This is a genomic window from Microbacterium sp., assembly GCF_036823965.1.
Taxonomy (GTDB): domain Bacteria; phylum Actinomycetota; class Actinomycetes; order Actinomycetales; family Microbacteriaceae; genus Microbacterium.
The window spans coordinates 333,886-345,815 of the sequence record NZ_DAITBE010000003.1; the positions used below are offsets into that span (position 1 = coordinate 333,886).

At 65.5% G+C, this 11,930-nt stretch carries 9 protein-coding genes; 3 read left to right on the plus strand and 6 right to left on the minus strand.

The window, feature by feature from the left end; translation table 11 throughout:
- On the plus strand, window positions 1-288 hold a 288-nt coding region (locus tag V7Z82_RS07810), incomplete at its 5' end, for a hypothetical protein (protein ID WP_334149798.1).
- Window positions 289-1,139: 851 nt separating this feature from the next.
- On the opposite strand, the gene V7Z82_RS07815 is transcribed toward V7Z82_RS07810, so the two are convergent.
- From V7Z82_RS07815 to V7Z82_RS07825, 3 genes are all read right to left on the minus strand, one after another.
- Complete coding sequence (locus V7Z82_RS07815; protein ID WP_334149800.1) at window positions 1,140-2,021, minus strand: hypothetical protein; 882 nt, start codon at window positions 2,019-2,021, stop codon at window positions 1,140-1,142.
- A 5-nt stretch (window positions 2,022-2,026) separates the two neighbouring features.
- Window positions 2,027-3,067 (minus strand): hypothetical protein, encoded by a 1,041-nt coding sequence (locus V7Z82_RS07820; protein WP_334149802.1) that lies wholly within the window; start codon window positions 3,065-3,067, stop codon window positions 2,027-2,029.
- An 824-nt stretch (window positions 3,068-3,891) separates the two neighbouring features.
- Window positions 3,892-4,464 (minus strand): TetR/AcrR family transcriptional regulator, encoded by a 573-nt coding sequence (locus tag V7Z82_RS07825; protein ID WP_334149804.1) that lies wholly within the window; start codon window positions 4,462-4,464, stop codon window positions 3,892-3,894.
- A gap of 75 nt (window positions 4,465-4,539) precedes the next feature.
- Between V7Z82_RS07825 and V7Z82_RS07830 the strand changes: the two genes are divergently transcribed.
- Window positions 4,540-5,544 (plus strand): SDR family NAD(P)-dependent oxidoreductase, encoded by a 1,005-nt coding sequence (locus V7Z82_RS07830; protein ID WP_334149806.1) that lies wholly within the window; start codon window positions 4,540-4,542, stop codon window positions 5,542-5,544.
- Between the two features lie 67 nt (window positions 5,545-5,611).
- Here V7Z82_RS07830 and V7Z82_RS07835 read toward each other — a convergent pair whose 3' ends face one another.
- The 3 genes from V7Z82_RS07835 to gnd all read right to left on the minus strand — a co-directional run bounded on the left by V7Z82_RS07835 (window position 5,612) and on the right by gnd (window position 9,105).
- The gene (locus tag V7Z82_RS07835) at window positions 5,612-6,487 is read right to left on the minus strand and encodes a patatin-like phospholipase family protein (RefSeq protein ID WP_334149808.1); all 876 of its coding nucleotides are present in this window, start codon (window positions 6,485-6,487) and stop codon (window positions 5,612-5,614) included.
- Between the two features lie 460 nt (window positions 6,488-6,947).
- Complete coding sequence (locus tag V7Z82_RS07840) at window positions 6,948-7,955, minus strand: hypothetical protein (RefSeq protein ID WP_334149810.1); 1,008 nt, start codon at window positions 7,953-7,955, stop codon at window positions 6,948-6,950.
- A 94-nt stretch (window positions 7,956-8,049) separates the two neighbouring features.
- A complete protein-coding gene (gene gnd, locus V7Z82_RS07845; RefSeq protein ID WP_334149812.1) occupies window positions 8,050-9,105 on the minus strand; it encodes a phosphogluconate dehydrogenase (NAD(+)-dependent, decarboxylating) in 1,056 nt (351 codons plus the stop codon).
- A gap of 393 nt (window positions 9,106-9,498) precedes the next feature.
- On the opposite strand from gnd, the gene V7Z82_RS07850 reads away from it, so the two are divergent.
- Window positions 9,499-11,826, plus strand: coding sequence for a M1 family metallopeptidase (locus V7Z82_RS07850; protein ID WP_334149815.1), 2,328 nt, complete (start codon window positions 9,499-9,501; stop codon window positions 11,824-11,826).
- Window positions 11,827-11,930: the final 104 nt, after the last annotated feature.

An 11,930-nucleotide genomic window follows, 5' to 3' on the forward strand; every position in this document is an offset into this window, starting at 1 on the left:
GAACTATATTCGTACCTATACCTAATTTCCAGCACACCTGATTGTTATGCTTTGCCGCATGCGATCGTCTCGACAGATTTGTATCTTCAGCTTTTCAAGAAAGGGGTCGAAACGCAATCAGAGTCGGAAAAATTTGCCATTGCGCATGATGACGAAGTTAATTTTCTCGTGACGTCGCTAGAAGAATCCATCGCGTCGAGCAAAGCACATGGACAACTGACCTGCCTGGCGCCCGTAGATGACACAGACGCGAATTACAGGTCAATAATATTCGCCCGCGGCCATTGATCACTTGGCGAGTTCACGGATCGTGACCGCACGCGCGCAGTGGATCTAGCCGAGCAATCAGGACAGACCTAACCTCACCGCGGCAAGATCCGTCTAGACTCACAAGCAGCTTGACCACGAGGAGAATGATGCTGATGGACGAGCGAGCGAAGAATGCCGCGACGGCGCCTCACGTCATCCCCGAGCGAGCATCCGCAAGAAGCTATGCTGCGCCTTGCAGCGAGGTCACATGTGCCCGACTGCCGGAGCGAGAGCGAGAAAAGACCCAGGAGATGGTTCGAGAGCCAACGCTTGGCCGGAACTTTGCGGCACCCGGGCATCTCGTCGCGGTGCTCGCTAACCCTCCCGGCATTACGAACGGTGACCGAAGTCGAAGACGGATCGAACAGGCACAGACTTCTCTAGGACTCACCTCCTCAACAATAGTAAATCTGTTCCCACTTCCAACATATCGGACTGGTGAGATTTCACTACTCGGATCCCATCAGGGCCCGTGGATATCGGCCAGACCGCCGATATTGCGGGTGCTCCGCGCTACCAACGCCGAAACCGATGCCGTGCTGCTCGGATATGGCGTGAGTGAACCGACCGGCGCGGCGCGCGAGCTTCACAGATTTCAGGTCAGCTGGCTCCGGCAGCAACTCGACTTCTTGAAATTGACAATCTACGTAGTGGGCGATGGCCCCCGGCATCCCTCTCGGTGGCATCGATATACGAGCCGACACTACGCCGGCTTACCGTTTGACCAAGCCCTGGCAAATTCACTCCGTCAGCTAGACGGCTAGACGGCTAGACGAAAAAGCCGGCCCCTATGGAACGGAAGCAACTGGGACCAACGAGGCACACAGAAATCACTTATCCAGGTAATTTTGTTCCAACCAGAGGATAGCCTCTGAGAGCGCACTAAATGACGCTTCAATTTTGTCGGTGTTGGAGTAATGGACCTGAACCTCGATGCGAAGGAGCTCAAGATCTTCGGGTGAGGACTCCGCGGACGTCAAAGAAGAAAGGATTGACAATGCTTCCGCAACGCTCGCAGCAGTGCGAGTCGCGCCTCGCAGCGGGAGGATCCTTACGCTCTGCACTTTCCGAGACAGGTGCTCACGGAGTCTCTCCACAAATAATTCGAACTGAGAATCTGCGCCGCGACGAAGTGCCTCGATGATATTGGTCCGGCCGTCAGGTCCGATGTCATTCCACTTGGATACCTGCGCAGCAAGGTACTCGGTCTCCGTGTCTTCCCCAAAAGTTAGGTCCACGTTCTCAACCGCAAAAGCATCCACCAACGTGGAAAGCGGAAGGTGGACAACGCTAATACCTTGAGACTCCATTTGCGCGACCCCGCCTTGAGTCCACTCCCCCGCGACGATCGCCCCGAGGAACGGGCGCTCGTGTCGATGAGTCCGCCGTAGGGGCACCAACGAGTTGGCGATCTCTCCAGCTTTATTCACCGAGTGCTTAGTGTAGCGCCTCCATGCGCTTTCGATGAAGGCGGCCGGCAAACCCACAACGCCAGCGCTACCGTCCCTCTCGAGCACAAAATCAAGGTCATGTTTATTACCGCGGTCGTCAGTCCAAGTGACCTTCTTTTTGGTGCCGCGCGCGGCGCGCGGACCTTGACGATCGAGAAACAGAGAGAATTCATTTGCTGCCGGCACCAGCATCTCAAAGAATGCCTGCTCCATCGCATATCCAACGATCTGCCCAAGCGCATGTGACGGTGAGTTTGCCATTCGAACTATCCTTCGATCCAGAGGTAGCCCTCGTGCAACGGGTGAGTGTGCTTTCGATTTTTCCATTTGTTATTGCGGTCTCGAACCTTTGTAAAGGACCATGATTCGAATCCCGAGCCCCGCGCCAGCTCCCCGAGCCAGCGCTCAACAGGAGCGTGGACCCCATACGGTGCGGAGTCGCCCACCACGTAACACATCTTTGCACCTGGCTTTGTTTTAGTTCGCAGCGCCTGGAACACTTTTGCATTGTCGAAAAAGTACCCGGCAAGCATCGTATGATATGCCTTATTTCCGGCCCTCGTTTTTCGAACTTCGCGAAGCTCTTCGTAGATAGGCCTAAATTCATCGATAATCGGCGAGAGTAACGAAGATTGCAACGCTTCTTCAGCGTCCCACCGCCCAACATTCTGGGTAGCCGACTTCAACAACGAATCGCGCAGGGGGCGGAGGTCCCTCCACCCCCCAATATCTCCAAGCAGGATCTGCTCAAGGCGAAGGGTGTCCGCGTAATCGTAGTTATTCGCGTAAGGCGGTGAAGTGATCACCGTGTCAGCCCAGCCATCCGGGATGGGGGCGAGCGTTCGTGCATCAGCGTTGAAGACTGCAGCCGGCACCGGATTGGCGCCCAGCAGAACGCTGCGCGTCTCCATGTCGAACGCGAATCGATCTCCTGCGGCTTGAAAGGCGGAGAATGGCTCCGCTACGCGACTTTTGGTCTTGTTTGGAAGAACATACTGCCACTGCGCGGTACCTGCGGGAGAACACGCTCTGATGATTGAGACGAATGCCAACCACAGCAGCTCTGACGGGCCGTCCTTTCGGTCTTGCGTAGCTACAGCGTCGCGGATTCGAAGAATATTACGAAGCGCGTCCGCGTCCGGGAAACATCTAGCGATAAGAGGTGACTCTGGCACCTGGACCGAGCCGCCATTCTCCGCTGCGGCAAGCACAGCCTTCACGCGAGCGCGAAACTCATTGGGATCTTCCACCCACGCGAGTTTCGCTCGAGCGATGCGAGCGACCATTGGATGCACTTCGACGCTCATCGACTCGATACCCGCTTCTTGAGCGGCGAGCGCAGTAGTCCCCGAGCCACCAAAGGGGTCCAGGACGCTCGCAGCACCCCAATGCTGTGCGAGACTCGCAGCCCATTCAGATGAGTACCCAGCACTGTAGCGATACCACCTGTGAACCGGGAGCTTCATGTTGTCGGCAAATGTCGTCGCACTGCCCGATGTGCGAGTCTCTGGCGCAAGCATGTGTTGCTCGGCGCTGTGAGCGAAAGTTGGTACCGCGTGATTCGACATATTCTCCCAGTAACAAGTTCGCGCTCGATCATCGCCAAGTCTACTAAACCCATCTGACTTCGAGCTGTTGCGAGAATCTAGACTGCTGGGTCGGCGGGCCGAGACCTCGGGTGGCACTTCCCCTCCCCGGGCACCACCCGGTACAGCCTGCTCAGGAACTATGCTCGTCTTCGTCTCGCGTAGCCGCTCGCAAGATGATCGCGCACGGCCGCCCGGTCACCTTTCTGGGTGCGGCTTCGAGGACCCGCCGAGACGACTCCCGAGCTCCCCCAAACAGGGACACGAAGAGTCCGTTCGCGAGTTGCACAGGAAATGCATCGCCGGGTGCGCCGATCAAGCGCGCGCAACGAGCCGAGCCACGCAAGCGGGCGATCCACGCGAGAGCGGGGAAGAGGGCGGGAGCGGTGCCTACTTGCGACCCCGCGCGTCCGACTGAGACCCAGCGGAAGCTTTGCGGCGGAAGAAGAATCGTGGCGAGCAGCGCAAGCGGGCTTCAACTAGGAGCATGGAAAGTCCATACGGGGACGGTTGCGACTTGCCGCGACTTCCGCACCGCCCGATAGCTAGCCAGCCACAATCCCCCGCAACAGGACCCCAACCGTCGCATCCACCCGCCCCGCATCCAACGGCCGCCCCAACAACGCCGCATAGCTCGCCATCGCGATGAACTGATCCGCGATGGCGGCAGCATCCACGTCCGCCCGTACATCCCCCGCAGCGACCGCCAGCGCCATGCGCCCGGCGACCCACTCCCGAATCGGCGCAGCCAGCTTCTCGTTCAGCTCCAGCCCCAACTCCGGATCCGACGCCGTCACCACGATCAGCGCCCGCGCGACGGCGACGCCATCCGCATCCGCCAGCCCGGCCGACACCGCTGAGAACCACGCCCGCAGGTCCGCACCCAGATCATCAGAGAAGGGCACGGCGGCATCCGCTCCAGGCACCGATCCCTCGAGCAGCGCCTCCCCGAGGATCGCCGCCTTCGACGGCCACCACCGGTAGATCGTCTGCTTCGACACCCCCGCGGCATCCGCGAGGCCCTCGATCGTCACGGCCTCGTACCCGCCGGCAGACAGGGCAGCGCGCATCGCCTCCAGCACGGACTGGCGGGCTTTCTCACTGCGAGGACGGGGCACCATCCGAGCGTACTCAGGCGTACACTCGAATATAAGTAGACGCACCGTTGCGAAACTCGAATAAGGAGAACGAGCATGGCCCTCACCGCACACTCCACCATCGGCGAATGGCTGAACGACCCCACTGGCGGGCCGATCATCCGCGGACTGTTCGAGCAGACCGGTGCCGACCCCGAGCTGCTCACTCCGGTGCTCGGGCTGCCGCTGCAGCAGCTCGTCGCGATGAGCCAGGGCGCCATGCCGCAGTCCGTCGTCGACGACCTCGTGCGCGCAGCCAACGGCGGCGAGATTCCGACGGATGACGCAGAAGGAAGCGGCTGGACCGAGCAACCCACCGCCGGACGCTTCGCCGGCAAGACCGTGATCGTCACCGGCGCAGCATCCGGCATCGGCAAGGCCACGGCATCCCGCATCGCCCGCGAAGGCGGACGCGTGATCGCCAGCGACATCGCCGCCGACAAGCTCGACGCGCTCAAGGCCGAGCTCGCGGACGCCGACATCACCGTCGTCCCGGGCGACCTCACCAAGCAGGACGCGATCGACGCCGTGCTCGCCGCCGCGGGCGATCGCATCGACGCCCTCGCGAACGTCGCCGGCATCAACGACGACTTCTCCCCCGCGGGCGAGACGACGGATGCCGTGTGGGACCGCGTCATCGCGATCAACCTCACCGCGCCGTTCAAGCTCATGCGCGCAGTCCTCCCGATCATGGAGGCAGCCGGCCGCGGCTCGATCCTCAACGTCTCGAGCGAAGCGGGCCTGCGCGGCAACGCCTCGGGCAACGCCTACACGGCCAGCAAGCACGGCATCATCGGCGTCACGAAGTCGGCGGCGTTCATGTACGGGCCGAAGGGCATCCGCGTGAACTCGGTCGCACCGGGCGGCGTCGCCACCGGCATCCCGATGCCCCCGAACATGTCGGAGTACGGCTCCGGACGCCTCGGCCCGTTCCAGCAGGCGATCCCCTCGGTCGCCACCGCCGAGCACCTCGCCGCGTCGATCACCTTCCTGCTGTCGGACGACGCCGTGAACATCAACGGTGCGATCCTCGCCTCAGACGGCGGATGGTCGGTGCAGTAGGCGTCAGCACCGACGAGCGCCCCTGCCGACCCGAACGGCAGGGGCGCTTCTTCATCTCACGGTGACCTCAGCCCCAGAACTCCCCGACCCCGTCCGCCACCGCACGCCCCTGCTCATACCCGGCCTGCGCAGCGGGCGCGCGCAGCGACACATCCATCGCGTTCTCGAAGAACAGATGCTCGGTCTCATCGCCCGGGCTCACGACAAGCACCTCGCTGCCGCCGGCACGCAGCTCGGCGACCTGCGCATCGAGCTGCAGCCCCCACTCGGGTGGCGTGAGCGCGCGACCTCCGAACGGCGGCAGCACCAGCACCCGCCCGTACCCGGCGGCGAGGTCGGCGTTCTCATTGCGCCGGAACCCGCCGTCGACGAACCGGCGGCCACCGATCCGGTACGCGAAGCCGCTGCTACAGCTGGCGGCAACCGCGTCCACCAGGTCGACGCTGCTGTCGCGGTCGAACACCACCGGCTCGGCAGTCTCGGCATCGACGGCGGTGAGCAGCATCCGTCGCTCCGGCCAGGTGTGCACCGCGAACCGCGCGCCGACCATCGCGCGCCACTGCGCGTGCCGCGGGTCGTCGGCGCCGGCCATCTCGAGCGCGGACGCTCCGAGCCGGCGGCGCAGGTCTGCGGCATCCGATGACGCCGCGATGAGGCGGTGCATCCGTTCCATGTGATCCACGACCGGACGGTTCGACGGGCGGGGACGCGGGGGAATCGGCACGAGCGTCGCCGCGTACAGGTCCGCCGGGCTCGCACCGGCCAGCTGCGCCGCTGCGGTCGCACCGGCGGAGGTGCCGATCGTGAGGTCCGCGGCCGTGACGTCGACGCCGGCGTCGAGCAGTCCCGCGACGATGCCGATCAACCAGGCGTTGCCGGTCGATCCGCCGCCGCCGAGCACCAGCGCGCGCTGAGAAGAAGGAGAAGAAGAGTGAGTGTGCATGGGAGTCGCCTTTCGCGAATGCCTGTTCGGCGCTCCCGTCGCGACTACGAGTGTCGCGAGATCGTGCACTGCGGGGGAGCGCCCACGATGGATGCTGCGTTCATGGGTCTCACCTCCTGCGTTCGGATCACGATCGCCTCGACGGTAGCACTCGTTCCACCGATCGGCCAGCGCGGTGCGATCATTCAGACGCGCGCGGAGGTGTGCCGCCGTTCCCACGGACGTACGCCACGAAGACGACAAGGGAGCACGCCAGCACTGACGCGACCCCGACGATCGACACCAGCGAGCTCCACGACGGCTGGAACACCGGCGGCCCGGCCGAGCGGTGATGGGTCGAAAACGCACGCTGCCCCGGAGTGGCGGGTCAGAAGAGCGCCGCAGCAGGCTAGTTCGGGAGCTCTATCGACCCCGCAGCTCGGGAATGCGGCAGCGCTGGGATCCCCGCGAGCGGCGCACGTCAGGCGCTGGGCGCAGCGACCGTTCCCCGCTGCTCGATGATGAGCTCACCGTGATCGCGGGCGTAAGTGCGGGTGCGGCAGAGCTGGATCACCGCCATCGGAACGAGTGCGACGAAGAGGAGCACGTAGGCGCACACGAGGATGAGTGTGAACGTGTCCGTCGGGTCGCCGATGACCCGCGCGAGCTGCGAGCCCCCGATCGCCACGAGCAGCGTCGCGAGCTGCACCAACGTGTACGCCTGTGAGACGGCGGAGATCGCGGCGTAGCGCGGCGCGATGGCTTCGTCCTCGGCGGAGAGCACGATCTTCTTTCCGCGGATCACGACCTTCCCGATGGTGCGGCCCCGTTCGACGTCGCCGTCGAGCAGGTCACGTTGCTGCCGCGCGAGCCGCCAGACGATGAAAGACACGGCGACCCCCGCTGCCAGAACCGCGCAGAACAGCCCGGCACCGATCATCCACCACACCGGTACGTCGCCGTCGTCGAGCACCAGGAACAGGGCGCCGAACCCGACCGCGCCCACCACCAGCCCCGCGACGCCGGTCACGACGATCCGTCGAACGTCACGTCGCAGATCCGCGCGGGTGTAGACCGCTCCCTCGGCGCGCAACGTCGATGGACCCTCCGTCCGCCGGAACACAGGGCCGATCTTCACGGCGGCGGCCGTCAGGCCGATCGCGACGGCGACGAACGCGGCGACCACCCACCACGGCGTACGGCTCAGCACGACGTACGCACTGAGCAGGACCGTCGCGATCACCTGGATCAGCACCATGAGGATCAGGGTCCGCCGGTAGGCACGACGTGCGCCCGCGGACCGCGTGAAGTCCCAGAAGGCGAGCAGACTCGCCAGCACGAGCGGAGGCACCCAGAACAACGTCATCGCGAGGCCCGACAGCAGGAACCACTCGCCACGCTCCTCCGCCTGCGTCGCGAGCAGAAGAGCGCTGCCAGCCGACAGCACCGTCACCGCGACCAGTCCGCCGATGAACGCCAGTACTCGCATGATGTCTCCCCAGACTCGCCCCGAACCTCAGAGTCCCACAGGCGGGCTCCCCGCGCACGCTTCGTCGTTCGTCACTCGCTCGGGCCCCTCCCGATCATGCGGAGTCGGCCTTCCGCGCGCCCGCCTCGAGCACGTCGCCGGCCGGCAGCTCCTGGTGCCCACCGAACTGCAGGCGCATCGCCGACAGCACCTGATTCGCGAAGCGGTCTTCGTCGCGCGAGGCGAAGCGTTCGAACAGTGATGCGGCGAGCACCGGAACCGGCACCCCCACGTCGACGGCGGCCTTGACCGTCCAGCGCCCCTCACCCGAGTCGGAGACGCGGCCAGCGAGTCCGTCGAGCGTGGGGTTGTCGTTCAACGCGGTGGCGGTGAGGTCGAGCAGCCACGACGAGATCACCGACCCGCGCCGCCACAGCTCGGCGACCTTCGCCGTGTCGATCGGGAACTGGTAGAACTCGGGCTCCTCGAGCGGCGCGATCTCTGCGGAGTGCTCGGCCTCGCGCACCCCGGCATCCGCGTTGTGCAGCAGGTTGAGTCCCTCGGCGATCGACGCCATGATGCCGTACTCGATGCCGTTGTGCACCATCTTCACGAAGTGTCCGGCACCCGACGGCCCGCAGTGCAGGAAACCCTGCTCCTCGTTCGTCAGGTCGCCGGTGCGTCCGGGCGTGCGCTCGATCTCGCCCGGGCCCGGCGCGATCGTACGCAGCACCGGTTCGATGCGCTGCACTGCGGCATCCGGACCGCCGACCATCAGGCAGTAGCCGCGCTCGAGACCGAACACCCCGCCGCTGGTCCCCACGTCGACGTAGTGGATGCCGCGCTCGCGCAGCGCCGCCGCCCGCCGCACATCGTCGCGGTAGTTCGAGTTGCCGCCGTCAATCAGGATGTCGCCCTCGTCGAGCACGCCGGCGACCTCGTCGGCGACCGCACCGGTGAGCGATGCCGGCACCATCATCCACACGGCCCGCGGCGCCTCGAGCTTCGACGCCAGATCGGCCATGCTGTCTGCGCCGACGGCGCCCTCCGCGACCAGAGCCTGCACGGCATCCGCGTTCACGTCATAGACCACGCACTCGTGCCCGTCGCGCATCAGACGACGCACGATGTTCGCGCCCATCCGACCGAGTCCGATCATCGCAAGCTGCATGAGGTTCCTTCCAACGGGGGCGAGGGTCGTCGTCATCCTCACACGCCAGGGCCGGGTGCTCAAGGAGGGCGATCGCTCGGTGCGGGCCGGCAATGCATCCGCTCTCCCGACCGGAGACACGAAATCGACCCCGCACCGGTCGGCAGCGACCCGACCATCGAACCGGGCAGATGCTGGACAGCGTCGAACAATTCCCCCGGTCCAGCCGCAGAAAACCGACCGCAACCGAACCGTGAGCGGCACGATATATTGCGGAAACATCTGTTCCATACGTTTCATATGTGTCCCCAGGGTCACGAGCCCACCCCGCACCACGACGACGTGACCGGCCGCCCCGCCATGCCTACCCCGAAAGCACCAATGCTCCGACTGACCTCCCCTGCCCGTCGGCGAATGCTCGCGACCCTCCCGGTCACCGCGCTGCTCGCCGGTTCCCTGCTCGTCACCTCCGTCCCGGCAGCCGCGGCCGACGGCCCGATCGACGGCCCCCGCACCGCCGGCGACGCGATGTTCCCGAACGTCGGCAACGGCGGCTACGACGCACTCGACTACGACGTCTCGCTCGCCTGGAGCCCGACCGGCGTGGCCGGCGGCCTCATCACCGGCGACATCACGACGGCGACGACCACGATGACCGCGCGGGCGCTCTCGCCGCTGCGCAGCTTCTCACTCGACTTCGAGGGCATGACCATCTCGGCGGTCACCGTCAACGGCACTCCCGCCACCTGGGAGCGCGACATCGACGCCGACGCGATCAAGTACAAGCTCATCGTCACCCCGGCGACTCCGGTCGAGGGCGAGTTCACGGTCGCGGTCACGTACAGCGGAACCCCCGAGCGTCATGTCGACGCCGACGGCAGCTACGAGGGCTGGAACGGCACGAACGACGGAGCGATCCTGCTCGGGCAGCCGATCGGCATGATGGCGGGCTTCCCGCACAACAACACCCCCGGAGACAAGGCGACCTACACGATCTCGGTCGACGCGCCTTCGGTGCTCGCGAACGCCACGGGCGTCACGGGTGACGCAGCGGTCGCCAGCAACGGCGAGCTGCAGTCGAAGACGGTCGACGGCGACCGCACCACCTGGGTGTGGCGACAGAACAAGCAGATGGCCTCCGAGCTCGCGGTCATCGCGATCGGACGCTTCGACGTGATCGAGGGCTCGATCACGCTCACGGACGGCCGCAGCATCCCCTCCTGGTCGTTCATGGACGCAGGGCTCAGCGACGCCAACAAGACGACGATCCGCAACCGGGTCACGCAGCTCGAGACCATCACCCGCAACCTCGAGTCGATGTACGGCGCCTACCCCGGCAACAGCACCGGCGTGATCGTCGACAGCGTGCCGAGTGGCGTGAACTACGCGCTCGAGACGCAGGACCGCTCGTTCTTCCCGAGCGCTGGCTCGGTGAACGGCAACACGCTCATCCACGAGCTCGTGCACCAGTGGTACGGCGACAACGTCGCCCCCACCACCTGGACCGACATCTGGATCGGCGAGGGCATGGCGACCTGGGGTCCGACGCACTACAACAGCGCGGCCGGCTTCGGCAGCGGCGCGAGCACCGAGCAGACCTACTTCAGCTCGTGGAACCGCACGGCCTCGACGAGTGCGAACTGGGACATCGCGCCCGGCGCGCAGACCGACTCGGCAGCCCTGTACGACTACCAGACCTACACGCGCGGCGCCCAGTTCTGGGAAGCACTGAAGATCTCGATCGGCGACGACGCGTTCTTCGCCCTGATCAAGGAATGGCAGACCCGCTTCGCCGGTCAGAGCCGCACCGGCGCAGACCTCAAGGCCCTCGCCGAGGAGCTCTCCGGCCGCGACATCACCGCGCTCTGGAACGACTGGATCCTCGAGCCGGGCAAGCCCGCCTGGCCCGACAAGCTGTCGCTCGCGCTGACGGATGCCGCGGCCGACCCGCTCGCGGTCGGAGACACCGTGACCTACACGGTCTCGGCGACCAACACCGGACTCGTGCCGCTCGCCTCATCGGTCATCACCGTCGACCTGAGCCAGCTGCTGACCCGTGCCACGCTCGACGCCGTGCCGGCCGGCGCCACGCTCGAGGGGAGCACGCTGACCTGGACCGTTCCGGTCGGCACGGCTCCCGCCGCTGCCGCGGACCTCATCTTCAGTGCGACCGTGATCGATGACGCACCGGGCGGCGCGTTCTCGGTCACCGCCGATGTCGCCACCCTGGGCGGCACCTGCGTCACCTGCGTCGCCGAGGCGAACGTCATGGCGGTGCTCGCTCCGACCACGGCGCCGACCATCTCGGGCAAGGCCAACGTCGGCGAGACGCTGACCGCGAGCTCCGAGGGCTGGCCCGAGGGCACCGAGCTCAGCTACGAGTGGGCGATCGACGGCGAGCCCGTCGTGAGCACGGCTCGCGCCGCCGACCCGGCGACCACGTTCACGATCCCGGCGAGCGCACTCGGTTCGCGCATCTCGGTCACGGTGACCGGATCGCTGGCAGGGTTCCGCACCGGATCGGTCACGAGCGCAGCCACGGCTGCGGTCGGCGCGGCGATCGTTCCCGGTGACGGCGGCACCACGCCCGGCACCGGCGGAGTCGGCGACCCTGACGACGAGCAGCTCAGTTCGACGGGGGGAGAATTCCCGATCGGCGGCGTGCTGATGGGTCTGATGCTCCTCTCGGCGGGTGGCGCAGTCGTCGCGATGCGTCGCCGTCGCAGCATCGACGCCTCATAGACCCGACGGATGCCGCGCCCGAACGCGGCATCCGTCACCATCCCCGACTGGGGATACGAAGCGCACGTCCTCCCCCCGGGCGTGCGCTTCTCCTTTGCGCTGGC

Bases quoted from the DNA above. Each gene is read 5' to 3' on its own strand.
- V7Z82_RS07830 (WP_334149806.1), top strand. From the start codon at position 4,540: ATGGCCCTCACCGCACACTCCACCATCGGCGAATGGCTGAACGACCCC.
- V7Z82_RS07840 (WP_334149810.1), bottom strand. From the start codon at position 7,955: ATGCGAGTACTGGCGTTCATCGGCGGACTGGTCGCGGTGACGGTGCTG.
- V7Z82_RS07820 (WP_334149802.1), bottom strand. From the start codon at position 3,067: ATGAGCGTCGAAGTGCATCCAATGGTCGCTCGCATCGCTCGAGCGAAA.
- gnd (WP_334149812.1), bottom strand. From the start codon at position 9,105: ATGCAGCTTGCGATGATCGGACTCGGTCGGATGGGCGCGAACATCGTG.
- V7Z82_RS07815 (WP_334149800.1), bottom strand. From the start codon at position 2,021: ATGGCAAACTCACCGTCACATGCGCTTGGGCAGATCGTTGGATATGCG.
- V7Z82_RS07835 (WP_334149808.1), bottom strand. From the start codon at position 6,487: ATGCACACTCACTCTTCTTCTCCTTCTTCTCAGCGCGCGCTGGTGCTC.
- V7Z82_RS07850 (WP_334149815.1), top strand. From the start codon at position 9,499: ATGCTCGCGACCCTCCCGGTCACCGCGCTGCTCGCCGGTTCCCTGCTC.